Annotated in this window: 27 protein-coding genes; 17 read left to right on the plus strand and 10 right to left on the minus strand. The window is 69.9% G+C overall.

All coding sequences use genetic code 11. The annotated features are described in order from the left end of the window. Positions 1-25 precede the first annotated feature (25 nt). Entirely contained in the window at positions 26-496 is a 471-nt protein-coding gene (locus tag BM286_RS11700; protein ID WP_092922409.1) for an MGMT family protein, read from the plus strand. Between the two features lie 156 nt (positions 497-652). Here BM286_RS11700 and cmk read toward each other — a convergent pair whose 3' ends face one another. Further along, positions 653-1,267 (minus strand): (d)CMP kinase, encoded by a 615-nt coding sequence (gene cmk, locus BM286_RS11705; protein ID WP_092922412.1) that lies wholly within the window; start codon positions 1,265-1,267, stop codon positions 653-655. Between the two features lie 132 nt (positions 1,268-1,399). On the opposite strand from cmk, the gene BM286_RS11710 reads away from it, so the two are divergent. Next, positions 1,400-4,363: an ATP-dependent helicase gene (locus BM286_RS11710; RefSeq protein ID WP_092922415.1), complete on the plus strand. Its 2,964-nt coding sequence runs from the start codon at positions 1,400-1,402 to the stop codon at positions 4,361-4,363. A gap of 1 nt (position 4,364) precedes the next feature. Then, the gene (locus BM286_RS11715) at positions 4,365-5,159 is read left to right on the plus strand and encodes a CDP-alcohol phosphatidyltransferase family protein (RefSeq protein WP_092923243.1); all 795 of its coding nucleotides are present in this window, start codon (positions 4,365-4,367) and stop codon (positions 5,157-5,159) included. A gap of 38 nt (positions 5,160-5,197) precedes the next feature. On the opposite strand, the gene BM286_RS11720 is transcribed toward BM286_RS11715, so the two are convergent. Beyond that, positions 5,198-5,578 carry a hypothetical protein gene (locus tag BM286_RS11720; protein WP_092922418.1) on the minus strand — a complete coding sequence of 127 codons (381 nt, stop codon included), beginning with the start codon at positions 5,576-5,578 and terminating at the stop codon, positions 5,198-5,200. 165 nt (positions 5,579-5,743) lie between these two features. Here BM286_RS11720 and BM286_RS11725 point away from each other — a divergent pair, with 165 nt between their 5' ends. Genes BM286_RS11725 through BM286_RS11740 form a run of 4 tightly spaced genes read left to right on the plus strand, consistent with a single transcriptional unit; the run spans position 5,744 to position 9,108 of the window. Continuing rightward, entirely contained in the window at positions 5,744-6,793 is a 1,050-nt protein-coding gene (locus tag BM286_RS11725) for a zinc-dependent alcohol dehydrogenase (RefSeq protein ID WP_092922421.1), read from the plus strand. Further along, on the plus strand, positions 6,793-7,164 hold the full coding sequence (locus tag BM286_RS11730) for a 6-pyruvoyl trahydropterin synthase family protein (RefSeq protein WP_092922424.1): 372 nt from the start codon (positions 6,793-6,795) through the stop codon (positions 7,162-7,164). The genes BM286_RS11725 and BM286_RS11730 overlap by 1 nt, the downstream gene beginning before the upstream one ends. A gap of 7 nt (positions 7,165-7,171) precedes the next feature. Further along, positions 7,172-8,338, plus strand: coding sequence for a glycosyltransferase family 4 protein (locus BM286_RS11735; protein ID WP_092922427.1), 1,167 nt, complete (start codon positions 7,172-7,174; stop codon positions 8,336-8,338). Continuing rightward, complete coding sequence (locus BM286_RS11740) at positions 8,335-9,108, plus strand: class I SAM-dependent methyltransferase (protein ID WP_092922430.1); 774 nt, start codon at positions 8,335-8,337, stop codon at positions 9,106-9,108. Before BM286_RS11735 ends, BM286_RS11740 begins: the two co-directional genes overlap by 4 nt. A gap of 34 nt (positions 9,109-9,142) precedes the next feature. Here BM286_RS11740 and BM286_RS11745 read toward each other — a convergent pair whose 3' ends face one another. Both BM286_RS11745 and BM286_RS11750 read right to left on the minus strand, forming a co-directional pair. Further along, positions 9,143-9,331, minus strand: a complete 189-nt coding sequence (locus BM286_RS11745) for a hypothetical protein (protein ID WP_092922433.1) — start codon at positions 9,329-9,331, stop codon at positions 9,143-9,145. A 151-nt stretch (positions 9,332-9,482) separates the two neighbouring features. After that, positions 9,483-10,463 (minus strand): formyltetrahydrofolate deformylase, encoded by a 981-nt coding sequence (locus tag BM286_RS11750; RefSeq protein WP_092922436.1) that lies wholly within the window; start codon positions 10,461-10,463, stop codon positions 9,483-9,485. A gap of 180 nt (positions 10,464-10,643) precedes the next feature. Between BM286_RS11750 and purS the strand changes: the two genes are divergently transcribed. Beyond that, complete coding sequence (gene purS, locus BM286_RS11755) at positions 10,644-10,895, plus strand: phosphoribosylformylglycinamidine synthase subunit PurS (protein WP_092922439.1); 252 nt, start codon at positions 10,644-10,646, stop codon at positions 10,893-10,895. Between the two features lie 25 nt (positions 10,896-10,920). Beyond that, positions 10,921-11,598, plus strand: coding sequence for a phosphoribosylformylglycinamidine synthase I (gene purQ, locus BM286_RS11760; protein WP_092922442.1), 678 nt, complete (start codon positions 10,921-10,923; stop codon positions 11,596-11,598). A gap of 43 nt (positions 11,599-11,641) precedes the next feature. On the opposite strand, the gene BM286_RS11765 is transcribed toward purQ, so the two are convergent. Beyond that, positions 11,642-12,733, minus strand: a complete 1,092-nt coding sequence (locus tag BM286_RS11765) for a glycoside hydrolase family 26 protein (protein ID WP_092922445.1) — start codon at positions 12,731-12,733, stop codon at positions 11,642-11,644. A gap of 134 nt (positions 12,734-12,867) precedes the next feature. Here BM286_RS11765 and BM286_RS15655 point away from each other — a divergent pair, with 134 nt between their 5' ends. The 3 genes from BM286_RS15655 to BM286_RS11775 all read left to right on the plus strand — a co-directional run bounded on the left by BM286_RS15655 (position 12,868) and on the right by BM286_RS11775 (position 15,404). After that, the gene (locus tag BM286_RS15655) at positions 12,868-13,323 is read left to right on the plus strand and encodes a hypothetical protein (RefSeq protein ID WP_167603393.1); all 456 of its coding nucleotides are present in this window, start codon (positions 12,868-12,870) and stop codon (positions 13,321-13,323) included. After that, complete coding sequence (locus tag BM286_RS11770; protein WP_167603395.1) at positions 13,320-14,933, plus strand: glycosyltransferase; 1,614 nt, start codon at positions 13,320-13,322, stop codon at positions 14,931-14,933. Before BM286_RS15655 ends, BM286_RS11770 begins: the two co-directional genes overlap by 4 nt. 78 nt (positions 14,934-15,011) lie before the next feature. Then, the gene (locus BM286_RS11775) at positions 15,012-15,404 is read left to right on the plus strand and encodes a VOC family protein (protein ID WP_092922450.1); all 393 of its coding nucleotides are present in this window, start codon (positions 15,012-15,014) and stop codon (positions 15,402-15,404) included. Positions 15,405-15,432: 28 nt separating this feature from the next. Here the strand turns inward: BM286_RS11775 and aglF are convergent, their stop codons facing one another. Continuing rightward, complete coding sequence (gene aglF / locus BM286_RS11780; RefSeq protein ID WP_092922453.1) at positions 15,433-16,185, minus strand: UTP--glucose-1-phosphate uridylyltransferase AglF; 753 nt, start codon at positions 16,183-16,185, stop codon at positions 15,433-15,435. A gap of 143 nt (positions 16,186-16,328) precedes the next feature. After that, positions 16,329-17,081: a glycosyltransferase family 2 protein gene (locus BM286_RS11785; RefSeq protein WP_092922456.1), complete on the minus strand. Its 753-nt coding sequence runs from the start codon at positions 17,079-17,081 to the stop codon at positions 16,329-16,331. Between the two features lie 306 nt (positions 17,082-17,387). Between BM286_RS11785 and BM286_RS11790 the strand changes: the two genes are divergently transcribed. The 4 genes from BM286_RS11790 (at position 17,388) to BM286_RS11805 (ending at position 20,817) form a co-directional block, all read left to right on the plus strand. Beyond that, entirely contained in the window at positions 17,388-18,206 is an 819-nt protein-coding gene (locus BM286_RS11790) for an AAC(3) family N-acetyltransferase (RefSeq protein ID WP_092922459.1), read from the plus strand. 256 nt (positions 18,207-18,462) lie between these two features. Next, positions 18,463-19,653: a glycosyltransferase family 4 protein gene (locus BM286_RS11795; RefSeq protein ID WP_245779350.1), complete on the plus strand. Its 1,191-nt coding sequence runs from the start codon at positions 18,463-18,465 to the stop codon at positions 19,651-19,653. Between the two features lie 181 nt (positions 19,654-19,834). Then, positions 19,835-20,266, plus strand: coding sequence for an NUDIX hydrolase (locus BM286_RS11800; RefSeq protein ID WP_394327279.1), 432 nt, complete (start codon positions 19,835-19,837; stop codon positions 20,264-20,266). A 20-nt stretch (positions 20,267-20,286) separates the two neighbouring features. Then, the gene (locus BM286_RS11805; RefSeq protein WP_092923249.1) at positions 20,287-20,817 is read left to right on the plus strand and encodes a DUF7344 domain-containing protein; all 531 of its coding nucleotides are present in this window, start codon (positions 20,287-20,289) and stop codon (positions 20,815-20,817) included. A 26-nt stretch (positions 20,818-20,843) separates the two neighbouring features. On the opposite strand, the gene BM286_RS11810 is transcribed toward BM286_RS11805, so the two are convergent. Both BM286_RS11810 and BM286_RS11815 read right to left on the minus strand, forming a co-directional pair. Then, positions 20,844-21,419 (minus strand): metal-dependent hydrolase, encoded by a 576-nt coding sequence (locus tag BM286_RS11810; RefSeq protein WP_092922465.1) that lies wholly within the window; start codon positions 21,417-21,419, stop codon positions 20,844-20,846. Positions 21,420-21,422: 3 nt separating this feature from the next. After that, positions 21,423-22,382: a DUF1616 domain-containing protein gene (locus BM286_RS11815; protein ID WP_092922468.1), complete on the minus strand. Its 960-nt coding sequence runs from the start codon at positions 22,380-22,382 to the stop codon at positions 21,423-21,425. A gap of 358 nt (positions 22,383-22,740) precedes the next feature. Between BM286_RS11815 and BM286_RS11820 the strand changes: the two genes are divergently transcribed. Further along, positions 22,741-23,040: a helix-turn-helix domain-containing protein gene (locus BM286_RS11820; RefSeq protein WP_092922471.1), complete on the plus strand. Its 300-nt coding sequence runs from the start codon at positions 22,741-22,743 to the stop codon at positions 23,038-23,040. Here the strand turns inward: BM286_RS11820 and BM286_RS11825 are convergent. Continuing rightward, a complete protein-coding gene (locus tag BM286_RS11825) occupies positions 22,982-25,162 on the minus strand; it encodes a hypothetical protein (protein ID WP_174549009.1) in 2,181 nt (726 codons plus the stop codon). The genes BM286_RS11820 and BM286_RS11825 overlap by 59 nt on opposite strands. Between the last annotated feature and the right edge of the window lie 124 nt (positions 25,163-25,286).

Genomic DNA, 25,286 nt, shown 5'->3' on the forward strand with positions numbered 1-25,286 from the left:
GTGTTCGACCCTTCCAATGGAGGGTATGAGTATGTCGGGCACGTCCGGCGTTTTCGCCCGGGAGTTCGACGAGATCGGTCGGACCGTACAGGTCGGGTTCGCCGGCGGGCGCGTCATCTCGGTGTCGTTCCCCGCCGATCCGCCGGCGGACGCAGAGACCGATCACGAGTTACTGGACCGGATCGACGCGTACCTCGACGGCGAGCGCGACGAGTTCCACGAGGTCGCGCTCGGACTGACGGTTCCCACCGAGCAGCGGGAGGTATTGGAGTCGCTTCGGAGCGTGCCCTACGGCGAGGACGTCTCCGTGAGTCGGCTCGCGCGGCTCGCCGGGTTCGACCCCGACGACGCCGACGACTTGGAAATCGTGACCGACGCGCTCACCGACAATCCGATACCCGTCCTGCTCCCGGACCACCGAGTGGGCGGCGGACCGCACGCGACGCCGAGCGACGTCCGGAGCGCGTTCCGGCGCGTCGAGGGCCTCTCTCAGTGACGGTGCCCCGCGTCGGCGTGCGAGACCGGAGAGCCTCGCATGAGAACTCTCTGTGATCGTTCGGTATCGGCGGCGACGAGGCGTTGCGACTCGACGCTCGGTCGCCCGCTGAACGACGGCAGACACCGGGCCGTCAAGTCCGCTGCGCTCGCGGACTCAGATCTCGAAGTCGGGGGTGTCGAACGCGCCCTCGTCGGCGTCGACGTCGTACCCCTTGATGCCGGTGAGCGCCAGGTCCAGCGTCGCCTCGGCGTCCCACCGGCCCGTGTTGACCACGAGGTCGTAGATGGAGCGGTCGCTCAGGTCGATCCCGTAGTATGACTTGTAGCGCTGCTCCTCGATGACCTCGCGGACCTGCATCTCGGAGGTCATCTCCTCGCGCTCCGCCGTGCGGTCCGCGCGGACCTCGTCGGGCGCGTCGAGCCAGATCCGAATGTCTGCGCGGTTACCGGCGATCCAGCCCGCGAGCCGCGACTCCAGCACGAACGCCTTGTTCGCGGCACCCCACTTCTCGGCGATCCGGCGGAGCCGGCGGTCGAGCGCGCGGTCGATCTCCTCGGACTCGCCGGTCTCGGCGATGAGCTGCGAGAGGCTCATGTCCCGCTCGGCCGCGATCTCGCGGAACAGCTCGCCGCCGGAGACGTAGCCGCAGTCGAGCGCCTCGGCGATCCCCTCGACGAGCGTCGTGGCCCCGCAGCCCGGCGGGCCGGAGACGGTGACGAACAGGTTCCGGTCGATCCGTCGGTCGGGCTCCGGCGAGGTGCCGCTCATGCGTGTGGCGCCACGGATGGCCGCCGGATAAACGGGTCGGTTCCGCGAACGTCCGCGGAGCCGCCGGATAAACGGGTCGGTTCCGCGAACGTCCGCGGAGCCGACGCAACCGATTTCCCTTCCCGAGCCCTCGTGAACGTCGTGAGCGAGACTACGGATCGCGGCGACGAGGCCGCCGCTCGGGCGCTCCTTAGCGACGCCGTCTCTCGCGGCGCTATCCCGGATCCGAACTTCGATCCGGAAACGGTCACGATCGGTGACGCCGACGTGCTCGCTCGGCTCTCGCCGCCGGTCCGTCGCTGGTGGGTCGAGCGGTTCGGCGGGTACGTCGCCGAGAACGGCGGCTTCTTCACGCCGCCGCAGCGCGAGGCGATCCCCCACGTTGACGCCGGCCGGAACTGCCTCGTCGCCGCGCCGACGGGCAGCGGGAAGACGCTCGCCTCCTTCCTCGCGGTCCTCGACGACCTCTTCGCGCGCGACCGCGCCGGCGAGCTGGAGAACTCCGTCTACTGCCTGTACGTCTCGCCGCTGAAGTCGCTCGCGAACGACATCGAGCGCAACTTGGAGGCGCCCTTGGCGGGGATCGGCGAGGCCGTCGCCGCGGCGGAGGCGGACGGAGACGGTACGGACGCGACCCGGGAAGCCGCTCTCGACGACGCCGGAGACCCTTACGAGCCCGGCGTCAGGCAGGCGATCCGGCACGGCGACACCTCGAAGGCGGACCGGCAGGCGATGCTCTCGGAGACGCCGCACGTCCTCAACACCACGCCCGAGACGCTTTCGATCCTGCTCAACTCGCCGAAGTTCAAGGAGAAGCTCCGCACCGTCGAGTACGTGATCGTCGACGAGATCCACTCGCTGGCCGCGAACAAGCGCGGCACCCACCTCTCGGTGTCGCTGGAGCGGCTGACCGAGCTCGCGCGGAACGGCGAGGGGGAAAGAGAGACCGCGATCACTCGGATCGGCTGCTCTGCGACCGTCGAACCGCTCGACGGGATCGCCTCGTTCCTCGTCGGGCGCGAGCGCGTCGCGGGCGAGGCGGGCGACGTCGACGGGTTCGAGACGCGCCCCTGCGAGGTGGTCGACGCGCGGTTCGCCCGCGAGTTCGACCTCGAGCTCCGGACGCCCGCCGCCGATCTGATCCACACGCCGCGGTCGGCGGTCACCGACCGCTTCTACGAGTCGCTGCGCGAGCTGATCGACTCGCACGAGAACACGCTGGTGTTCACGAACTCCCGGTCGGGCGCCGAGCGCACGCTCCAGGAGCTCCGCCAGCGGTTCGACTACGACGAGTCGGACTCGGGCTGTCACCACGGGAGCCTCGGGGAGGCCCAGCGCACCCGGGTCGAGGAGGGGCTGAAGTCGGGCGAGCTCGACGTGGTCACCACCTCGACGAGCCTCGAGCTCGGCATCGACATGCCGCACCTCGATTTGGTCGTTCAGGTCGGCTCCCCGAAGTCGGTCGCGGCGCTGCTCCAGCGCGTCGGCCGCGCGGGCCACAGCCCGGGCGAGACCGTCGAGGGGCGGGTGTTCGCGCTCGACCGCGACGAGCTGATCGAGTGCGCGACGCTGCTCGCGCGCGCCGAGGACGGGTTCGTCGACCGGGTGTTCCCGCCCGAGGGAGCCTACGACGTCGCCGCCCAGCACGTCTACGGGATGGCCATAAACCGGATCCGACCGGACCGGGAGGTCCGCGAGGTCCTCCGTCGCGCGCACCCGTACCGCGACTTCGACGGCGGGGCGTACGGGCGGCTCATGCGGTATCTGACGGGGGATTACGACGGGCTCGAAGCGAAGAACGTCTACCCGAAGGTGTGGCGCGACGCCAACGACCCGCCCGACGGCGAACACCACCATCCCGAGTACCCCGTCGGTGAGACGCTGGTCGGGAAGCGCGGGCGGCTCGCGCGGGTCATCTACATGACGAACGTGGGGACGATCCCCGACTCGTTCACCTGTGACGTGTTCACTCGCGACGACCGGTGGGTCGGCACCCTCGACGAGTCGTACCTCGACACGCTGGAGTCGGGCGACGTGTTCGCCCTCGGCGGCGAGCGGTTCGCGTTCCGCTACCGCCGCGGCTCGAAGGTGTACGTCGACCGGACGAGCGAGCGCCCGACGGTCCCGTCGTGGTTCGCGGAGCGCCTCCCCCTGTCCGCCGACCTCGCGCGGGAGGTCCTCGAGTTCCAGGCCGAACTCCTCGATCGGCTGGCCGGCGACGGCCCGAACGCGGGCCCGGCCGCGGTCCGCGCGTGGCTCCGCGAGTTCCCCCTCGACGGGAACTCGGTCCGCGCGCTCGCCCGGATGTACGACGAGCAGGTCCGGTACGCCGGACCGGAGGCCGTCTCGACGCCCGACCGCCTCGTCGTCGAGGAGGAGCTCGACCGCAACGAGTACAAGCGCCGGTTCTACGTCCACTCCGTCTACGGCCGGCGGTTCAACGACGGGCTCTCTCGGCTCGTCGCGGCCGCGGTCGCGGACCGGACCGACGCCAACGTCGCCGTCGCGGTCGCGGACCGCGGCTTCAGCCTCGCGCTCCCGCTGAACCGAAAGGTCGACGTGGCACGGATTCTGGCCGATCTCGACCCGGAGACGGTCCGCGAGGACCTCCGCGAGGCGGTTCAGGGAACGGACCTGCTTCAGCGCTACTTCCGGATCGACGCGGGGCGATCGCTGATGATCCTGAAACGGTACAAGGGGTACGAGAAGTCGGCCGCCGAACAGCAGGTGTCCGCCGAGATGCTGCTGTCGTTCGCGGCCGACTTGGAGGAGTTCGCCGTGCTGGAGGAGACGTACCGCGAACTGCTGGAAGACCGGCTCGACGTCGAGGGGATCCGCGAGATCGTCGGGCGGGTTTCGGCCGGCGACCTCGCGGTCGAACACCGCGTCGTCGACTCGCCCAGCCCCCTCGCGTTCGGCCTCGCGACCCTCGTCGACTCCGACACCGTCATCGCCGACGACGAGTCGGCCGTACTCCGCGAATTCCACGCCCGCGTGATGGAGGAGATAGGCGAGGCGCCGCCGGGCGCCGACGGCGGTGCCGGTGACGAGGGGGACCGCGACGCCGAACCGCCCGCGGACCGCGGACCAGACTGACATGTCCGGTCCCGAGTCGCCTCCGGCCGCGTCCGCGCCGCCTCGGCTCCGTCTGCGGTTCGCCGGGAGGGTCGCGCTCGGCGCCCTCGGACTCGCCGTGCTGCGGGGCCCGCTCGGGACCGCGTGGGTCCTCGCCGCGGCCGTCCCCGGCGCGTACCTCGCCGCGTACGCGCGGACCAACCTCGACGCGAACCGCTCGCCGGACGGCGGGGAGCCGTTCGCGCGGCTCGGCACGGCGAACGGGATCACCCTGTTCCGCGGCTGGCTCGCGGCGGTCCTGGCCGGCGCGCTGGTCGCGTCCCCGCCGGACCCGCGGATCCCCGTCGCGCTCTTCGCCGGCGCGGTCGGCCTCGACGCGGTCGACGGCGCGGTCGCCCGACGCACCCGCGAGACGGTCCTCGGCGCGCGGCTCGACGGCGCGACCGACGCGCTGGCCGTCCTCGTCGGCGCCGCGGTCGCCGTCGCGCTCGGGTCACTCCCGGCGTGGTACCTCCTCGCGGGCGCGGTCTGGTACGCCTACGCCGGGTCGCTGTGGCGGCGACGGCGGAACGGGGAACCGGTGTACGATCTCCCCCCGAGCCGGATCCGCCCGTTCGTCGGCACCGCGCAGTTCGCCGTCGTCGCGCTCGCGCTCCTCCCGAGCGTCGGCGGCGCGGGCGGAACCCCCCGGCTCACCGCGCTCGCGGGGGTCGCGCTCGCGGCGCTGTTGGGGAGCTTCGCGCGCGACTGGGCGGCCGCGACGGGGCGGCTCGGCCGCGACGACCCGCCGCTCCCGTCCGGACGGGGCGGCGACTGAACGGGGCGGTGACGGACTGGGCGCGGAGTCGGCCGAGTCTACGATTCTCTCGACAACAGGACCGCGAGGACGCCGATCAGCAGGATCTGCGCGACCTTGTCGACGGCGCCGTAGATTCCGATGTCGGCCGGGAACGAGTACGTCCCGGCGACGAAGTTGATGACGTACCACAGGACGATCTGTCCGGCGGTGAACGGGATTCCGAGCGCGTACGTCAGCCGCCGCCGGTAGCCGGCGATGATCGCCGTCACGCCCGCGCCGAAGCCCAGGGTCGCGACGAAGAAGGAGATCCCCAGCGCCCCTCCGACCTGAACCCCGAGCACGGCGTGTACGACCCCGGACACGGTCGCGGCGAGGATTCCGATCCAGTGGAGGGGAGTCAGCGATTCGACGTCGACGCCGGCGTCGGAGCGTGCCATGGACACGTGGAACACGGACTCGGACGGCTTATGTCTACTCCTCGTCACCGCGGTCGACGGACGGGATTCCCGTCCCCGTTACTGCCGTGGGTTTATGCCGGATCGGTCCGTGTAATCGCTAATGACACACCGTCTCGGTCGTCGGTCGCGGACGGGTGAGTCCGCGTGAGCGACGGCGACGCGGAACGAGCGGTGGAGTTCACCGGGCCGGAGCGCGTCGAGGTCGTCCCGATCGACGACCCCGTCCCCGATCCCGACGAGGTGGTCGTCGAGGCGTCGGTGTCGGCGGTCAGCGCGGGCTCCGAACTGCTCGCGTATCGCGGGGAACTCGACCCCGAGACGGTCGCGGACGAGGAGCTGTCCTCGCTCGACGGCGACCTCTCGTACCCGCTCCGGTACGGCTACGCGGTCGTCGGTCGGGTGACGGCGGTCGGCGACGCCGTCGACCCGTCGTGGCGCGACCGGACCGTCTTCGCGTTCAACCCCCACGAGAGCCGGTTCGCCGTCTCCCCCGACGCGCTCCGCACGGTCCCGGACGGGATCGACCCGGAGACCGCGACGCTGTTCGCGAACGCGGAGACGGCGGTCACCCTGACGCTCGACGCCGCTCCCCGGATCGGCGAGCGCGTCGCGGTGTTCGGCCAGGGCGTCGTGGGCCTGCTCACGACCGCGCTGCTCGCGCGGAGCGGCGCCGAGACCGTCGTCGCGGTCGAGCCGAAGGACCGCCGGCGGGAGTTGGCGGCCGAGTTCGGCGCCGACGCCGTCGTCGACCCGAGCCGGTACGACGGGCGCGAGGGCGTCGTCGACGCGGTCCGCGAGCGGGCCGGCGACGGCGTCGACCTCGCCGTAGAGGTCTCAGGGCGACCCGAGACCCTCGAAACGGCCGTCGAGACCACGCGGTTCGACGGCCGAGTAATCGTGGGCTCGTGGTACGGGACCAAGCGAGCCGACCTCGGCTTCGGCGACCACTTCCACCGGGGGCGAGTCACCGTCCGGAGCAGTCAGGTCACCACCATCGCGCCCGAGCTCCGCGGGCGCTGGGACAGCGAGCGGCGCCGCGAGACGGCCTGGCGCGAGCTCCGACAGCTCGACGCCGACCTCGACGTGGCCGACCGGCTCGTCACCGACCGCGTCCCAGTCGTGGGCGCACCGACCGCGTACCGACGGCTCGCGGACGAGGCCGAACCGACCCTCCAGGTCCTGTTCACCTACTAATGTACGAACTGACCGTCAGCGAGTCGTTCGTCGCACAGCACTACCTCACCGTCCCGAACCCGCCGGCCGACGAGGCGGAGCTCCACTCGCACACGTTCGAGGCGGAGGCGACGTTCCGCGGCCCGGAGCTCGGCGAGCACGGCTACCTGCTCGACATCGACCTCGCGCTGGAAGCGATCGCGGACGCGGCCGACCGCTACCGCGACGAGACGCTCAACGATCACTTGGAGGGGAACCCGAGCGCCGAGCGGCTGGCGCGGGCCCTGTTCGACGCGCTCGCGGACGTGGACGCCCCGGCCGCGACGGAGCTGACCGTATCGGTTCGGGAGGACGACGCCGCGAGCGTCTCGTACACCGGCGAGCTGCGGTGACCGCGGGATGCGCGTCGCGCTCGTCCTCGCCGGCGACATCGAGTCCGAGTCGGGCGGCTTCTACTACGACCGGCGGCTTCGCGACCGGCTCCGCGAGCGCGGCCACGCGGTCGAGGTCGTCTCGCTGCCGCGAGGGTCGTACCGGGAGCGCCTCGCGCCGAACCTCCGCGCCCGCGGGCTCGCCGACCGGCTCTCCGGTTTCGACGTCATCGTCGAGGACGGGTTAGCGCACCCCTCTCTGCTGTGCGCCAACCGGCGGCTCGACACGCCGACCGTCGCGCTCGTTCACATGATCGCTTGGCGTGCGCGTACGGCGGAGGCGGCGGCCCGGGCGGGGGGGACCGGACTCGGCGGGCGCCTGCGCGCCGAACTCGGGCGCCGCGGCGTCGCGGCCGTCGAGCGCTGGTTCCTCCGCGGGGTCGACGCCGCGGTGTACAACGCCGAGACGACGCGGCGCGACGCGGCCGGGCTCGGCGGGCCCGACCGCAACACCGTCGCGCCCCCGGCCGGCGATCGGTTCGACCCCGTGACCGCGGCGTCAGAGATCCGCGAGCGGGCGGAGACCGGCCCGCTCGAGGTGACCTTCCTCGGCAACGTCGTCCCCCGGAAGGGGCTCGACGCGCTCGTCGAGGGCGTCGCACGGCTGGACGGGACCGGCGTGGACTGGCGGCTGACGGTCGTGGGCGACCGGAGCGTCGATCCGGGCCACGCCGAGTCGGTCGCGAAGGCGGCCGACGCGGCCGGGATCGGCGACCGGGTCGACTTCGTCGGCCGGCTCGGCGACGAGGCGGTCGCGGCTCGGCTCCGCGAGAGCCACGTTCTGGCGGTTCCCTCCCGCTACGAGCCGTTCGGCATGGTGTACCTGGAGGCGATGGGGTTCGGCTGCGTCCCGGTGGCGACGACCGCGGGCGGGGCGGGCGAGTTCGTCCGCGACGGCGAGTCGGGGGTCCTCGTTTCCCCCGACGACCCTCGGGCCGTCGCCCGGGCGCTCCGGGACCTCGACGACCGCGACCGGTTGGCGGCGATGGGGACCGCCGCGCGTCGCGACTACGAGGCGCGGCCGGGGTGGCCCGAGACGCTCGACCGCGTCGTCGTGTTCCTCGAAGCCGAGGCGGCGCGCGGGGCGGACGACCGGGCGGCCGGCGAGCGAGGGGAGCGAGGTGAGCGCGCGTGACCGACCACGCGGCGTACCTCGACGCGAAGCGCGCGCTCGACGACCGGTCGCTGAACCGCGACGTCCTCGACCGGTTCGCGGCCGAACTCCCGCCCGAGCCGGAGGTCCTCGAAGTCGGCGCGGGCACGGCGACGATGGTCGAGCGGCTCGTTGACTGGGGCGTGATCGAGGGGGGTCGGTGGGTTGCGGTCGACGCCCACGAGGAGGCCCTCGCGGCGGGCGAGGCCCGGATCGGCGACGCGGTCGGCAATGTCGCGGTCGAGTTCCGCGCGGCCGACGCCTTCGAGTTCGCGGCGGAGGCCGCGGGCGCCGGCCGGCGGTTCGACGCGGTCGTCGGCTGCGCGTTCTTCGACGTGGTCGACGCGGCGCCCGCGGTCGACGCCCTCGGCGAGGTGACCCCCGTCGCGTACGCGCCGATCACCTACGACGGCGAGACGCGCTTCGCGCCGCCGGATCCCGACGACGACGCCGTCCTCGACCGCTACCACCGTCACATGCGGGAGTTCCGGCCCGGGGGTCCGGACGGGGCGGCGGCGCTGGCCCGGGAGGCGACCGTGATAGCGGAGGGCCCCTCGCCGTGGCGGATCGAACCGCCGTACGAGTCGGGCGAACGGACGGTCCTCGCGCACCTGCTCGACACCGTCGAGGAGGCCGTCGGGGAGACCGGCTACGACGCGAGCGACTGGGCGGACGGGCGGCGGGAGGCGCTCGGTGACGGCCGGCTGCGCTACGAGGCGGCGAACCGGGACCTGCTGGTCCGGCTGGAGTGAGACGCGACCGGGAGCGATCGTGGGCGTCCGTCGGCTACGGCCGGGGCGGCACGTCCGGTATCGGGTCCGGGAGCCCCTCCAGTAGCAGCGTCGTGTAGTAGAGGAAGACCGCGAGCGCCGCGAGCGACAGCAACAGCAGGAACAGCAGGATCAGTCGCTCGTCGCTGCGGACGACCGCGGCCGTGTCGGCGAGGAACCGCCCCCAGGCGCCGCGCTGAGTCATGGACCCGTCGTTGCGGCCGCGTCCGCTTAAAACTGGGAGGCGAGGCGGCCGGGTCCGTCGAACCGGTCCGGCCCGCTGGCTCGAACTCGGCTTGTCGGGTCGACCTCGGTCCGTAAACTCGACCCGATCCGCCGCCGGCGACCGTGCGCTGTCAGTCGTCGGAGGGGGACACGGGAGAGCGACCGAGGGGCTCGCCGTCGACGGGCTCGTCGGGGTTCGCGTCGATAGCGGCGTCGGAGAGGCCGAACTGCGCGTCGACGTCGGCCTCCTCGCGGACGTGGACGGTGCCGCGGTGGACCGCGATGGCGTCCGCGAGGTGGAGCCGGACCGCGTCGATCAGCACGTCGGCCTCGAGGGGCTGCCCGCGGCGCTTGATGGCCTCGACGTCGGCGCCCGGCGGCACGTCGAAGGCGCGCTGGGCGATGACCGGGCCCTGGTCGAGGTCGGTCGTGACGTAGTGGGCGGTGACGCCCGCGATCCGGACGCCCGCGTCCTTCGCCTGCCGGTACGCCTCCGCGCCGGGGAACGCCGGCAGCAGCGAGGGGTGGACGTTGATGATCCGCCCCTCGTACCGGAAGACGACCTCCGGCGAGAGGATGCGCATGTAGCGGGCCAGCGCGATGAGGTCGACGTCGTACTCCGCCAGGAGGTCGAGGAGGCGCCCCTCGTCGGTGTTGCCGTTGCCGTCGCCCACGTCGTAGAACGGCTTGTCGTAGCGCTCCGCGAGCGACCGGAGGTCGCCGCGGTTGCCGATGACGACCGGAATTTCCGCCTCCGCGCCGTCGTCGGCCAGCTCGTCGTTGGCCTCGGCCTCCAGGAGGGCCTCGGGCGCGTGCGTCTCCTTCGTGACGAGGATCGCGACCCGGCGGGCGTCGCGGTCGCTCGGGAAGCGGACTTGGATGTCCACGTCGAGCTCGCGGCCGAGCTCGGCGAGCGCGCGGCGCAGTTCGCCGCGGGAGGTGTCCATCTCCGAGGTGTCGACCCGGGTCGTCATCCGGAAGACGCCCTCCCGGACCGCCTGGTCGAGGTCCTCGATGTTGATTCCCCGCTCGAACAGCAGGGAGGTGACCCGCGCGATGAGTCCGGTCTTGTCTCCTCCGACGACCGTGATCTCGGTCAGTTCGCGGGTCATGCGACGATCACCTCCGCGGGTTCGAGCGGCTGCATACAGGTCACCCAGCAGTCGGAGGGTTTTGCCCCTTTCGTTCCGTGCGCTCTCTGCCTCCCGCACGAACGACCGGCGTATATCCACAAACGTGCCCATAAACGCCGTTCCAAAACGGTTTTTACACACGACTCCGCACCGATAGGTATGACCGCGTACACGGCGACGGTGACGGTCCGGCTGAAGCGGGGCGTCCTCGACCCGGAGGCCGAGACGACCCAGCAGGCCCTCGAACGGCTCGGGTTCGACCTGTCGGATCTCCGCTCGGCGGACCGGTTCGAGGTGGACCTCGACGCCGCCGACGCCGACGAGGCCGCCGACCGCGCCGGCGAGATGGCCGAGCGGCTGCTCGCGAACCCGACGATCCACGACTACGACGTCGCGGTCGCGGAGCGATGACGGTGGCCAACGCGGGGTGGGCGGCGTGACCGTCGCCGTCGTCCAGTTCGGCGGCTCGAACTGCGACCGCGACGCCGTCCGCGCGCTGGACCACCTCGGCGTCGACGCCGAGCGCGTCTGGCACGGGGACGGCCTCCCCGACGACGCTGAGGGAATCGTCCTCCCCGGCGGTTTCTCCTACGGCGACTACCTGCGCGCCGGCGCGATGGCCGCCCGCGCCCCGATCATGGAGGAGGTCCGCGCCGCGGCCGACGACGGCGTCCCCGTGCTCGGCGTCTGTAACGGCGCGCAGATCGGCTCGGAGTCCGGGCTGACGCCCGGCGCGTTCACCACGAACGCCTCCGCGCGCTTCCAGTGCGAGCCGGTCCACCTGCGCGTCGAGCGCGCCGACACGCCGTGGACCGCGGCCTACGACGAGGGCGACGTGATCGAGGTCCCCATCGCGCACGGCGAGGGGCGCTTCGAAATAAGCGAGCCCGCCCACGCCGACCTCGTCGACGACGACCGCGTCCTCTTCCGCTACTGCGACCCGGACGGGAACGTGACCGAGGAGGCTAATCCGAACGGCTCGACCGACAGCGTCGCCGGCGTCCTCGGCGAGCGCGAGACGGTCGCCGTGCTGATGCCCCACCCCGAGCGCGCCACCCTCCCGGACCTCGGTCGCAGCACCGACGGTGCGGGGATCCTGCGGGCGTTCGCGTAGCCGTCGCCCTCGGGCCGTCGGCGTCGCCGGGTTCGGCGTCGGATCAGAACTCCCCGGCGAACTCCTTATTCGTGAGGACCCGCGGATGATTCGGATGCGATCCGAGGACGCCCGGGTCACCGGCGACCCCTCGGTATTTCTCGTAGGCGTCGAACGCTTTTCCGTCTACCTCGGCCGTCACGGTCCCGCGATCCCCGCCGAAGACAGCCCAGTCGGTCCGCTTGTCGGTGTTGAACCAGCACGCCATCTGGACGCCGTGCTCCTCGAAGTACTCGAAGACGTCGCGTATCCACCGACCCTTTCGCTCGGGGTCGTGTCCGTCGCCGTCCTCCGACGAACACGCGAACTCCGTCACTCCGATCGGCTTCTCCGCGATGGACCTGAGCGTGGCCAGCGCCCGACCGTAACACCCTTTCGGCGACCGCCACCCGCCCCAGTTGGACCAGTTGTACCCGTGGATTCCCGTCCAGTCCACGTACTCGTCGCCGGGATAGCAGTCGCTGACGTCCACGCCCTTCGTGGTCGTGTCGATCGCCCAGATCCACCGGACGTGGTCGCGGTCGAGGCCGGCGTCCATCACGGTATCGTGGACGTGTCGCCACATGTCGACGAAGTCGGCCTCGGTCCCCGCGCCCACGACCGGACTCCACGGGCTCCAGTCGCCGTTCATCTCCGGGGCGAGGTTCAGATACAGTCGCCGGTCCGGCGTCGCGGGACCGCGATCGATCCACTCGGCGAGGGTGGACGCCCACTCCTCGATGGCCGCGTCGTGGTCACCGGCCGCGATCTCGCGGTTGATCTCAGTCGATGTCTCCTCCCCAGAGCCGAAGTGGGGTTGCCAGACGAGCTGCGGCACGGACCGCCGGTGCCAGATCGACTCGAGCTGTCCGTGGACTATCGAACGGATGTCCGCCGCCGCCGCGCCCATGTCGGCGTATCGGAGCGTCACCGCGTGGTCGGCGCCCAGCCACCGTTCGAACCGGTCGAGCTGCTGGAGCGACGCGGACGCTGGCGTCACTCCCAACAGGAGCCACCCATCGCGCGTTCTGTCGTCCCGGACGAACGATCGATACGTGCCGTAGCCGGTGACCGTCACGGCCGTCCCGGTAGCGGCGAGGAGCCCTCGTCGGTTCATGTCTGGCCGTGGTCCCGTCAGTTGATAGTAAGCGATACCATACCGGGGCCGAGCGGCGAGACGGCTACCGAAGGCGCGGGCTGAGCCGAGGTAGCTCGCGTATACTAATCGGGCTCTCGGGTGACCCGACCTCAATGACTGACGCGAACGGAGACACCCAGTCACGGGAGACCGACGTGACGGCGTCTGCGGACGACAGGGCAGAGCCGGACGGCGTTCGAACGGCCGCGAGGCGACTGGCCGAGGTACCGGGAACGCTCCTCTGGGTCACGGCCGACGGCGACCGCAGGGAGCTCGCGGGCGCCGACGCGCCGGCGACGAGCGACCCTGTCGCCGGGGCCATCGACGGCGGCGGTGGTCACTCACGTTGTCGGTGCGGCACCTCCGCGTGGGCGGCGGTCGTCGTCAGGGAACACGTCGAGTGCGGCCACGTGGCGGTCGACGGGTTCGTCCGCGGCGACGGGCTGTTCGCCTGTCCGAAGTGCGGTACCGAGACCGAGGCGATCGGACGGTTCCCAGCTGTGGGGACGGTCACGGGGTGCCTCGCGTGCGGCGACCTGCTCGGTCACCGGTCCGAGGCGTCGGCGTGAGCGAACCAACTGGCGGAACAGGGCCGCGGGCAAGGAGCGACGCGAAGGCTCTCGCCGCGTTCACCCTCGTCAGCGTCGTCTTCGTCCTCGGCGGGTTGCTCGTGCCGTGGTGGTACATCGGCGTCTGTCTGGCCGTCGTCGGCGCGGTCGGAGCGACGCTGCTCACGGCTCCCCACTGGCCCGAGCCGCTCTCTCGGTTGCTCGGCCGTCGGGTCCCGATACGGCGGTGGCTCGGTGCGGGAGCGTTCGCCGCGGTCGTCGGTATCGTCGCGCTCATCGGCGCTCGGCCGGTCACCGTCACCAGCGCGGCGTGGACGGCGCTGCTGTGTCTGAGTTGCGCCGCGGTCGCGAGAGCACTCGCGCCGTCGGTGCTCGGTGGAACGTCGCGGTGTCCGGTCTGGCTGCTCGCCGTGACGGGCTCGGCGGCGGCCGGACTCCTGTTCGCGGCGCGGGAGCTACGTCCGGGGCCCGCACTGCTCCTCGCGGTGTTCGTCGCCCTCGCTCTGTTCCTCTGGATCGTCCTCCCGCTCGGGCTCTACCAGCGGCGGCGAGAGGAGCAGCCGACGCTCTCGACGCCGGCCCCTCGTGTGAGCGTAGTGATACCGGCATACAACGAGTCCGGATACATCGGCGACTGTATCGAGTCGATCCTCGCCTCCTCGTATCCGGCGGAGCGACTGGAGGTCGTGGTCGTCGACGACGGGAGCGAGGATTCCACGGCCGCCGAGGCCGAAGCCTACCGGGAGCAAGGAATAACCGTTCTCCGACGCGAGAACGGCGGGAAACACGCGGCGATTAACCTCGGACTACTCTGTTCGACCGGGGAGTACGTTGTCGCCGTGGACGCCGACAGTCGGGTCGGCCCCGACGCGATCGCGACCCTGGCCTCGCGGCTTCAGGCGGAACCCGACCTCGGCGGGATCGGCGGGACGGTCCGCGTGACCAACGACGGCACGCTCGCGCGCGTCCAGGCGCTCGAATACGCGCTCGGGATCCATTCGATGCGACGGGCGTACTCGGTGTTCGGCGCGGTCCCGGTCCTCCCGGGATGCCTCACGGCGTTCCGCCGCGAGGCGCTGGAGGAGGTCGGGGGGTTCGACCCCGACACGGCGACCGAGGACTTCGACATCACCATTCAGCTACTGAAACACGGGTGGAAGACGCGCCACAGCTCCGCGCTCGTCTCGACGAGCGCCCCGACGACGTGGTCGGGGCTCCGACGACAGCGGCTCCGCTGGCACCGCGGGGGCGCCGAGACGATGTGGAAACACTGGGACGCGTTGACCGATTCCCAGTACGGCTACCTCCACTGGATCGTGTTACCGGTTCAGGTCGTCTCCAGGCTACTGATACCCCCCGTGAGCTTCGCCGTCCTCGCATTGGTGGCGTTCCACTTCCTCGATAACCTGACAGGCCACATGCTGGCCCTCTTGGCCTACTTCGTGCTGGTGACGGCGCTGATCACGGCGGTCACGTTGGTCATGGACGAAGGGGACTGGCGCCTGCTGGTGTACGCTCCGCTGTTGCTCGTCGGGTACAGGCACTTCGTCGAGTACACGGTCGCGGCTGGGATGGTCCAGTCCGCGTCGAACCGGAACTACGACTGGTGATCCCGAGGCGGTCAGGTTCTCGGCCGACACGGACAGACGTGCCTAACGGTTTTTTCGCCGGCCGCCGAATCGGCTCCCATGCGAGCGCGACACATCGACCACGTCAACCTCCGAATCCCGGGCGACGGCGCCGACGACGCCCGCGAGTTCTACGGCGAGAAGCTCGGATTTGGCATCGAGGACGCGCTGTACGCGGCCGACGAGAAGCCGTTCCTCGACGTGCGGCTCTCGGCGACCGCCGTGATCCACCTCTGGCCGACCGACGAGTTCGAGCGGCCGACGAAGACGAACTACGACCACGTCGCGGTGGTCGTCGAAGAGTCGGTCGAGGAGATCGAGCGCGAACTCGAAGACGCGGGCGTCGCAGTCGAGAAGACGCTCGACTCGCCGCTCGGCGCGACCGGCGAGGCGGGCGCGGTGTACGTCCGCGACCCGTTCGGCTACCGGGTGGAACTGAAAGCGCGGGTGTGAACGGAGCGACGGCGGGTTGCGATCGCCGTCAGTCGTCGGCGGCGTCGCTCCCCGTCACCGCCTGTTCCTCGTCGGCGCGCAGCAGGCGTTCAGCTCGGTCTCGGTCCTCGGGGTAGCCGACGTCGACCCGCCAGCCATCCATCGGGATCGCGTCGATGCTCCGGCCGGACTCAAGCAGGAGGTCGATCGTGTCTGGGAGTTCGTACTCGCCGCGGTCGGAGGCTTGGACGAGGTGACAGGCGTGGAATATCGCCGGAGAGAAGGTGTAGAACCCGGTCATCACCAGGTTCGACGGCGGGTCGTCCGGCTTCTCGACCACTTCGACGATCTCGCCGTCCTCGGTGGTCTCACAGACGCCGTACCGGGAGGCCTCCTCGATCGGGACCTCTTCGACCAGGAAGGCCGCGTCCACGTCCCCGCGGCGCTGACGGTCGATCACGTCTCCCAGGTTGGCGTCGAAGACGTTGTCGCCGAGCATCAGCGCGAACTCCTCGTCGACGTACGGCTTGGCCTGTAAGAGCGCGTGAGCGAGGCCGAGCTGCTCGCGCTGGTGGGCGTACGTGATCGGCACGCCCCGGAAGCTGTCGCCGTACCGGTCGATGATCTGGCTCTTCCGGTAGCCGACGACCACGACGAACTCCGAGATCCCCACCTCGACGAGCTGCTCGAAGACGTGCTCCAGCAGCGGTCGGCCGTCCACCTCGACGAGGGCCTTGGGCTGATCGTCGGTCAGCGGCTTGAGTCGCGTGCCTTTCCCCGCCGCGAGGATGACTGCCTTCATACACGCCCCTGGCCGGAACACGACCTAAAGTATGAGCGGCCTTATTCGGTCGGTAGCGGCAGTACGAAGCCGTTCGAACCGAAACGGTGCGCCCGCGACGACACCCTGAACCCGTTCCCCGGCCGTCGGCGCCTCGGTTCCGCTTAGTCGGTCGGACCCGCATCCTGCCGACGCATTCCCCGGACGCGGCCGGCAGCGCCGGCCAGCGTCCCGGCGCCGTGAATCAGGCCCGATCGCAGCGGCAGCCCGATGTAGTTCGTGGGCGTGACCGCGTCGGCGAGGATCATCAACCACTGCTCTCGCTCGCTCCGCCCCTGTTTGGCCCACAGGCACGGTCGCTCGACCTCCTGACGATACGTCTTCGTGAGGTAGTCCGACACCGAGTCCGCGTATACGTGATCGACCACCAGGTCCGGGTCGTAGTATATGGGCGAGACCCTGAGGACCCGCTCCGCGAGCTCGAGCTCCTCGTGTCCCCACGGGATCTCCTCGTCCCACCCGCCGACCTCGTCGAACACCGCTCGCCTGACCCCCATGTTACAGCCCCAGAAGCGCGTGACGTAGCGCGGCTCGTCGCCGAAGTCGTAGTGTTTGGTGAGATTCCCGGCGAAGATGTCGTCGCGGGGGTGGACCGTCCTCCCAGCGACGGCCGTCTCCGTTTCGAACAGCTCGGACATCCGAGCGAGGTACCCCTCGCGCGGCCGGGAGTCGTCGTCGAGGAACACCAGTTTGTCCGACTCCGCGCGCTCGATGCCCGCGTTCCGGGCAGACGTCGCCGTGGGCTCGCTCTGGAGGCAGACCTCGTAGTCGGAAAACGAGTTGGACTCCAAGTGGTCGATACACTCGACCTCGTCTCGAGGCTTCAGCGTGGGGATAATGACACTGATGTCCGTCATACACCTTAGATCGGCGGTTCTCGCTTTCGTTATAGATTACTTACCAGTTGTTCGGACGGTCCCGCGGTCCTCCCGCTCCGAAATGGGCCGAGCCGTTTGGCCAGCGTTGACGCGTCGACGGCGCTCGCGGTCTCGTCTCGCACCGGTAACGATACGTTACTCTAGGGTACGAAGATCGTAACTAGGCCGCGGAACCGTGACGACCGAGTATGACCGTTGTGCGTGTCGCCCGGGGTCGGACCGAGACAACTGTAACTGAGCGACGCCGCGGGTCCGGCGAGACTGACCGACCCGGCGCGAACTGACATGCCGTTCGAACCGCTGTCGGACGCGAGCCGGGCCGCGAACCTGGTCAAACACCAGGCTCTCAAGCGGCTCAACCGGCGACGGAGCACGTCTGCGGTCCCGCCCGCTCGGTTCGAAGAGCTGCTCGACTACCACGGCGACGGGCACTCGAAAGCGTTCGTTCACGTCGGGCTGAGCGACGTGAAACAGGCGTTCGGGACCGACCCGTACGCGTTCCTCCGGTCGACGCTGAGCGACCGCTTCCGGAGCGTGCTCGCGCCGGGGTTCACGGACTACTTCGCCACGTCCGGGGTGTATCACAAGGAGTACTCCCGGCCGAAACACGGGACCTTCGGGCCGCTGTTCCTCCGGGACGCGGACTACCGGACCGACGACGCGATGAAGTCGATCCTGGTCGAGGGGCCGTACCGCTTCGACGGCTGCCGCCACTCGGACAGCTACCACGAGGACGGCTGCTTCGCCCGTCTCGTCGAGGAGGACACCCTGATACTGGACGTCGGGACGCCGTGGCTTACCTGCTCTCACCTCCACCACTTCGAGAGCCGGCTCGACCTCGACTACGTCGCCGAGGAGACCTTCGAGGGGGTGCGATGCTCCGAGGAGGACGGCTGCGTGCCGGTCGAGCAGACCTGCGGGGTCCGGACTTCGCCGTTCTACTCGTGGAACAAGCCGAAGCTGACCAGGCGCCTAGAGCGCGACGGCGTGCTCCACAGGTACGACCTGAACGGGCTCAAAGTCCTCTTCTTCACCCTCGGCGACCTGGAGTCGTCCCTCGTTCCGCGTCTGAAAGCGGACCCGCAGTACCTGGTGACGCTATGACCGTGATCCCCCGACATTCAGACGACACCAGGGTAGGTGAGACGGTGCGGGCCGCGCCGCCGGACCCGCTGGGAGCCCCTCGCAGCGCCGTCGTCGGTAGTCGACGGATAACAAAACTGATCTCCGTGGAGGGGGCTGACATGAACGGCGAATCCCCGCCCGGTCGGCCGCTCATCGGGCCGTGCGGTGCGGACGAGGGCGGCGGTCGACAGTTTGACGGCGCGCCCGAGGAGGAGACCGCGCGGAGGCGGTCGGTGTGCGGACGGAGGGCGAGATGAGCCTCGTCGACGGGGCGGACGCCGACGCCGCCGACGGCGAGTCGGTCTCGGCGTCGGCCGCGTCCGCGGTCCCGACGTCGACGGCGGTGCTCGTCGTCGGCCCGGCGGGGTACCGTACCGAGGGTACCGGAGGGATCGGCCAGTACATCGCCGAACAGCGGCGGCATCTCGAGGACCGCGTGTCGCTAAACGTCGTCGACACCGCCGTGCGGACTCCAGAGCGACCGATCGAGTACCTCCGGACCGTAGTGACCGTCCTCCTCGTGTGGCTCGGATTCCTCGCGCGCCGGCGACCCGACATCGTCCACGTCCACACCTCCCACTCGTTCTCGTTTTTCCTCTCGGCCCCGTACGTACTCGTCGCCGGGCTGTTGTGGCGGCGGCCGGTAATACTCCACGTCCACGGCTCCGCGTTCGACGAGTTCCTTGAGGACGCCTCGGCGGTGGCCGCTCGCTTCCAACAGGCGGTGTTCGACGCCTGTACCGCGGTCGTCGCCCTCTCGGACCACTGGCGCGAGGTCCTCGCTGCTCGCGTCCCGTCGGAACGCATCGTCGTGATCCCCAACGCCGTCAACCCGGACGAGTACGACCCGGACCCCGGAGCCGACCCGCCGCATCTCGTGTTCGTCTCTAACCACATCGAGCGGAAGGGGATAGTAGAGGTGACGAGGGCCATCGACGAGCTCAGAGACGCCGGGGTCCGGTTCCGGGCGACAATCGCCGGAAGCGGCCCGCTGTCCGACCACGCTGAGGCCGTCGCCGACGCGCACGACGGTGTGGAATACGTCGGCTTCGTGTCCGAAGAGCGGAAGCGCGACCTCCTCGGTGAGGGGAGCGTCTACGTCCTCCCCACGAGGGCCGAGGGGCTGCCGATCGCCGTCCTCGAGGCGATGGCCGGAGCGAACGCGATCGTCTCGACCGACGTCGGGGGGATCCCTTCCCTCGTCGACGAGGCGAACGGTGCGCTCGTCGTTCCCGGGGACGGTCGGGCTCTAACAGACGCCCTCGAGGAGGTGCTCGCGGATCCGGAGGCGACCGAACGGATGGGCCGAGTCAGTCGCCGCCGCATCGAGGAGTCCTATGCGTGGCCCGACGTGGTCGAAGAACTGCTCTCGCTGTACGCTCGCGCGCTGGACGACGACGCTGCGACCACCCTCCCCGAGGAGTGAACCGGTCCTCCCCGCGGCCGCTGCGTCCGGTGGACCTCGGTCAGAAGGCTGTACCTGTGCCGAGGTATGAGCCGTATAATAATCAACACGGGTCCTGTCGGTAGGGAGTATGCGAAATCACCCTTCCGAAGGCGTCGTCCGGTGGGTACGCGATGAGCGAGGGGCTCCGTCCCCTCCGAACGTGTCGGAGGGTGAACCCGAGCGCCGGAAGCTCCGGTTCGGAGCGAAAGCCCTCGTCACGAACGACGACGGGGTCCTGCTCGTCAGGGAGCGCCACGACGACGGCTCGCCGTTCTGGACGCTCCCGGGCGGCGGCGTCGAGCCCGGGGAATCCCTCTCGGAGTGTCTCAGCCGGGAGATCGCCGAGGAGATCCGGTGCCGCGCCGCCGTCGGCAAGCGGGTCGGCCGCCTTGTTTACCGGCACACGAGTCGCCCCGCGACGACCGTCTACACGATATTCGACGCGACGCTCGAGTCGGAGCCAGCGCCGAACCCGTCGGAGCGAATCCTCGACTACGACTGGCTGAAGCCCACTGAGCTGCTGTCGACGACTCTCGAACCCGTCGAGCGCTTCATCGAGCGGTCGGTGGCGGAACCGGACGGAGAGCGGTGACACCGCCACCGAGCCACACGATGACGGAAACTCAGGAAAACGGACTGAATCAGGACGAGCTGTTCAGCCTCCTCAGCAATCCGCGACGGCGGTTCATCCTTCAGTACCTGAATAAGAACCCGGGTGGGATCCGACTACAGGACCTCGCGACCGAGGTCGCGGCGTGGGAAAACGAGACGGACCCCGAGGAGCTGACCGACAAAGAGGAGAAGCGGCTCTACGTCTCCCTCCATCAGACGCACATTCCGAAGCTCGAAGCGGCCGGGATCGTCGAACACGACAGCGACACGGGCGAGATACGGCTCACTGACCGCGGCACCGACGTCAACCGCTACCTCGACGCGGACGCCCCCGACGGCGACGACTCGCGACCGTGGGGACGCTACTACCTCCTGATCGCCCTGTTCGGTGTCGCGGTGTACGGCCTGGTCACGCTCAGCGGCGGATCGGTCGACCAGACCGAGGTCGTGGCGATCGGTGTCGCCTGGGCTCTGCTCGTCGCGATCGCGCTGTTCCAATATATCGAGACCGAACGGGGCGGTCGGGACTGAGCCGCACCGTCGGGGGGACCCGTCCGTCACTTCGAGCGCCAGACCGACCGCGGCAGGGCGAAACCCGGTTTTCCGTCGCGGAGCCAGAGAGCCGCGGTCCCGCAGAGGAAGAGCCCCTGTGCCAGGAAGTACGTCCGACCTACTTCGCCGCCGAGGAGAGCCCGGCTGTCCAGCAGCAGCTGTAGCGTCTTCGCGCCGAGCCCCGGCGGGGCGGAGGCGGACACGGGGGGTGCGTAGACCGGCCAGAGGAACGAGGGGAGGACCGGCGGCCGACCGAACAGGCCGGCGAAGAGGATGTCTCCCAACACGTGGATCACGTGGCCGATCGCGACCGCGGCGCCGAACTCGGCCTGGCCCCTGAACCGGAGGCCGACGGCGACGGCGAGCGCGACGGGAACGCCGACGATCAGGGAGTGCGCGGCGCCGACGCCGTTGCTCAGCAGTCCGAACTGCCAGGCCAGTGGCTTGTCGATGAGGTCCGGAAGTTGGGTGGCGACCGCGAGGACGACCGCGGCCCGGTCGCTCGGCCGACGCCGTAACGCGATCCGGACGAACGCCGAGAACGCGACGTACCCGACCGCCAGGTGACTCCACGGCCACATCGCTTACTCACCGCTCGCCGCGGACGGCTGGATGTCCAACCAAACGTAGGTGGTCCTGTACGCCGTGTCGGCCGTCGGGTTCTCGGGCGGATCCCCTCGGTAGAGATACGTCACGAAGCGCACGTTCTCACCGGCGAGCGACGCCCGGAACTCCTCGGACTCGCGCCAGCTCTCACCCTGCGCCAGCTCGAAGGCGTGTTGGTCTATCCGACGCTTGTCGGTGACGACGACTGACCGCCCGCTGAGCTGAACTCGTTGAAGCTCAGTGACGACGGTGTACTCGACCGGCCGATGCTCGTCGTTGGTCACGCCGACGGTGATGGCAGCCGACTCGCCCTGGGTCAGCGCGTTCGGGTAGTCGTTCGCGACCAGCTGTCCCCCCTGTTCGGTCAGGAGGTGGAGGTCCGTCGCCGTCTCTCCGTCGGCTGGGACGGTCACCGCCGTGCCCAGCGTTCCGACCGCGAGGATCACGCTCACCGCGAGGATGACCGTGGAGGGAGTTAGACCGCCGGAGAGGAGGCCGGATGACGATATCTCGGTCCCGGATCGCGCCGGTCCGGTCCGGTGACCGCCGCCTCCGGAGTGGCCGGTGCGACGGACGACCGTGGCGGCGGCGACGACGACGACGTACCCGGAGACGAGCCCGACGAGCCCCCACGTGGTCAGCGCCCCGACCGCGAGGTAGACGATGATCGCGAGCAGGGGGAGTATCGCCAGACTGCCGCCGAGCGAGAGCGCGAACCGCTCGACGACGGTTGTGAACGTCCATGGCGCGCGCTCGCGCCCGGCGTACGCGAACGCCGCGGTCACGTACCCGGGGAGCACGAGGAGCAGGAGGACGGCGGGCGGGAGTCGGGCCACACCAGTCGTACCGATCGCGATGGTCACGACCGAGACCGCGACCGACACCCCCACCGCCAGAAGGTCGCGGCTCTCGAAGAGCTCGTCGGCTATCGAACTCATCGCCGTCCGGGGCGCGAGCGGTTGGGCCCGCTACGGCGGGTTCCTACGGCGACCGGGACTGGACGACGGTCACGCGGTGCGGGGTGACGCTCGCCGGACGAGGGGGCACGGCCGCGTGAGACGAGACGGCGGTCACTCATTCGGACATCTCTCCGTCGGGTCGCCATATCGTTATGGAGAACATATTCCGGTCCTCTGACGCGATGGCCGATCGCCCGCAGCCGGTAAGATTTCGTTACCGCCTGACTCCGCGCGGATCGCCGACAGCCGGACCGCGGGAACCGAGTCGTCGTCGCGGCGCTCGGGTCGTCGTAAACAATCTCCACGCCTTATGCCCGTACGGCAGGTAGGGAGCCCGATGGAGAACGAGCGGAACGAAGACTCCACTGACTGGGATCAGATCGGGTTCATCATCAGCTCCAAGTACCGAACGGCGGTGCTCGAACAGCTCGTCGACGGCCCGTCGATCCCCTCGTCTATCGCGTCCCGAACTAGTCTCCCGATCACGCACGTCTCGCGGGCGCTGCGCTCCCTCCGGGAGCGCTCGCTCGTCGAACTGCTCGTCTCGAAAGAGAAGCGAAAGGGTCGCATCTACGGCGTCACCGAGGAAGGGAAGCGGCTCTGGGAACGGATCGAGGCCGAGGGGTTGGCCGACTGAGCCTCGACGCGGCCGCGACGGGAACGCTCGGCGCCGTTCTCCGCGCTCTCCCGGAGGCGATCCGCTCGCGGTCGTCGACCGCGTTCGCGGACGGGTCCTCCTCGATGTCGACGAAGTAGACCGTCAACTCGCCGTTATCCCTGACTTTCCCGACGTTCGGCTGGGCAGCAACGGCCTCGAAGCTCTCCGCGGAGTACCGCAGTTCCCGGTACGCCTCGACCTCCCGCTGGCGGTCGGCCTCCGCGACCACGAAGTAGTGGTCACGCCTGACGACTTCCTCCGGGTGGTTCGCGTAAAACGTCGGCAACCCGTCCAACATCGCCTGCTCCGGGACCGGTGCGCTCTTTTTGACGGCCGGTTTCACCTGTCGGTCCCACGGCGCCCCCGCCGCGCCGTACAGCGCGATCTCGTAGCGATCGGACGTGTGACGCACTCCGCTGAACCACACCGGCGACCCGCTCGACTGGCTCGCGAACGCCCGCTCGTAACCGTCCATCTCGCCCTCCGGGACGTGCGAGCCAGACAGGTAGACGAACGGAGAGGGGAAAATCGTCGCCAGCGACAGCGACAGGACGAGCACGACGGCCGCGACCGTCGCGACTGTTCTGGCGTCGGGGAGCGACGCCGCGATCCGTCGCCCGGTCGACCGGCTCTCGGGCTCAGTCCACGGGTAATCGACGTCGCTCACGGACGATTCCTCGTCGAGCAGGTACCGGACGCCGACCGCCCCGAATATCGTGGCGAGCATCACGAGGAACCCGACGTGTCGGAAGAGGTACGTCGAGATGGACCCCACGAGGTGGGCCGCGAAGAACGGGAACAGCAGCAGACACCCGGCGAAAAACAACGCGGTGACGTCCCTGGCGGTGTCCGGCGTGGACCGCATCGATCCGGCCCCGGCCGGCGGGCCGAGGTAGCCGGTCAGTCGCCCCGCCACGACCCCCGCCGCGAGCAGCGAGTAGACCGCCGCGACCCCGAACAGCTTGACGAACAGCACCTGGATGCTCGCCCCGACCGACGACGCGGACTCCCTCTGGCTCGCCACGCGGGGAGTCGCGCTACCGTCGCCGGTGACGAAGTCGCTCACCGACTGGATCATCGCCTCCGCCGTGTTGATGAACTGCCACTCGTGGGTGGCGATCCAGGCCGCGAACGCCACCGTGAGAAAGATCGTCTGAAGCGTGACCAGCCGGTACCCGGCGATCGGGTCGTTCGGGCGGAACCATCGGAACGCGTGCTGTGCGACCGCCATCCCACCGAGCAGCAACATGACGTTCAACGCGACCTGAGGGTGAACCAGCAGGAGGGCGAACAGGACCGGCGGCAGGAGGTAGGTCGTCGGGGCCGGCCGCCGCAGTCCCACGTCGAACGCCGCACCGTCGTCGTACCCCAACCCGGCACGGTCGATCGCTCCCCGTCCGTCCGCGACCCGTTCGACGAGGCGCTCACGTCCGTCCCCGCCGATCAGGTGCGAGAACACGAGGTACAACACGAAGGGAACGAACAGCATCCCGATCGAGTAGGTGTGGAAGTGGAGGTACGTGCTGACGTTGTTTACCGGGAGGAGGAGGAACGCGGAGAATGCCCCGACCCCGAGCGCCCGGCGGTCGGGGACCAGAAACCAGACGCAGAGCGCGACGCTCGCGAAGAACAGGAGCGTGTACGCCCACATGACGAGCATCATGGCCCGTGGGACGTCCACGGCCGCGACCTTCGCGAGCCCGGTCGCGATGAGGTGGCTCCCCGGATAAAACAGCTGGAGCGGGTCGTTTCCAATCTTTATCGACCGGACGAGTCCGAGGTGAACGAGCGAGTCGCTCCGGCCGTAGAAGTGGTAGCCCCGGATCAGCGGGAGCCCGGCGACCGACCCGGCCCCGAGCCCCCCGAGTAGCACCGCCGGTGCGAGGTACCGCTCGGCGGTGAGGAAGACGGCGACCGAGATCGCGGCTACGACGGCGAGCGCCGCCCACGTCGCCGTCGGCGTCGACGCGTATATCGACAGCTCGTAGCCCGTCGCCGGGGCGGTGTACGCGGCGCCGACCGCGGCCGCGAGGGCGAGGTAGCCGACCGCCAGTCCCGTTTCGACCACTTCCTCTCTGCCGAGTCTGACCGGCTTCCTCACGTCGTCTCACTCCGTGTTCGATCTCGCGGACCGCGACTCGTCCGCGTTGTCGCGGGCCTGACGCGCTGGTGAACGAGCACTACCCTATCGAACCCGGTGGCGTGTTTTGTTATACATCGGTTAC

The organism is Halorubrum sodomense (assembly GCF_900111935.1).
GTDB classification, from domain to species: Archaea; Halobacteriota; Halobacteria; order Halobacteriales; family Haloferacaceae; genus Halorubrum; species Halorubrum sodomense.

Excerpts from the sequence above, each read along its gene's own strand:
- BM286_RS11700 (WP_092922409.1), top strand. The coding sequence starts at position 26 with ATGAGTATGTCGGGCACGTCCGGCGTTTTCGCCCGGGAGTTCGACGAG.
- cmk (WP_092922412.1), bottom strand. The coding sequence starts at position 1,267 with ATGAGCGGCACCTCGCCGGAGCCCGACCGACGGATCGACCGGAACCTG.
- BM286_RS11715 (WP_092923243.1), top strand. The coding sequence starts at position 4,365 with ATGTCCGGTCCCGAGTCGCCTCCGGCCGCGTCCGCGCCGCCTCGGCTC.
- BM286_RS11720 (WP_092922418.1), bottom strand. The coding sequence starts at position 5,578 with ATGGCACGCTCCGACGCCGGCGTCGACGTCGAATCGCTGACTCCCCTC.
- BM286_RS11730 (WP_092922424.1), top strand. The coding sequence starts at position 6,793 with ATGTACGAACTGACCGTCAGCGAGTCGTTCGTCGCACAGCACTACCTC.
- BM286_RS11735 (WP_092922427.1), top strand. The coding sequence starts at position 7,172 with ATGCGCGTCGCGCTCGTCCTCGCCGGCGACATCGAGTCCGAGTCGGGC.
- BM286_RS11745 (WP_092922433.1), bottom strand. The coding sequence starts at position 9,331 with ATGACTCAGCGCGGCGCCTGGGGGCGGTTCCTCGCCGACACGGCCGCG.
- BM286_RS11750 (WP_092922436.1), bottom strand. The coding sequence starts at position 10,463 with ATGACCCGCGAACTGACCGAGATCACGGTCGTCGGAGGAGACAAGACC.
- purS (WP_092922439.1), top strand. The coding sequence starts at position 10,644 with ATGACCGCGTACACGGCGACGGTGACGGTCCGGCTGAAGCGGGGCGTC.
- BM286_RS11765 (WP_092922445.1), bottom strand. The coding sequence starts at position 12,733 with ATGAACCGACGAGGGCTCCTCGCCGCTACCGGGACGGCCGTGACGGTC.
- BM286_RS15655 (WP_167603393.1), top strand. The coding sequence starts at position 12,868 with ATGACTGACGCGAACGGAGACACCCAGTCACGGGAGACCGACGTGACG.
- BM286_RS11775 (WP_092922450.1), top strand. The coding sequence starts at position 15,012 with ATGCGAGCGCGACACATCGACCACGTCAACCTCCGAATCCCGGGCGAC.
- aglF (WP_092922453.1), bottom strand. The coding sequence starts at position 16,185 with ATGAAGGCAGTCATCCTCGCGGCGGGGAAAGGCACGCGACTCAAGCCG.
- BM286_RS11785 (WP_092922456.1), bottom strand. The coding sequence starts at position 17,081 with ATGACGGACATCAGTGTCATTATCCCCACGCTGAAGCCTCGAGACGAG.
- BM286_RS11790 (WP_092922459.1), top strand. The coding sequence starts at position 17,388 with ATGCCGTTCGAACCGCTGTCGGACGCGAGCCGGGCCGCGAACCTGGTC.
- BM286_RS11805 (WP_092923249.1), top strand. The coding sequence starts at position 20,287 with ATGACGGAAACTCAGGAAAACGGACTGAATCAGGACGAGCTGTTCAGC.
- BM286_RS11810 (WP_092922465.1), bottom strand. The coding sequence starts at position 21,419 with ATGTGGCCGTGGAGTCACCTGGCGGTCGGGTACGTCGCGTTCTCGGCG.
- BM286_RS11815 (WP_092922468.1), bottom strand. The coding sequence starts at position 22,382 with ATGAGTTCGATAGCCGACGAGCTCTTCGAGAGCCGCGACCTTCTGGCG.
- BM286_RS11820 (WP_092922471.1), top strand. The coding sequence starts at position 22,741 with ATGGAGAACGAGCGGAACGAAGACTCCACTGACTGGGATCAGATCGGG.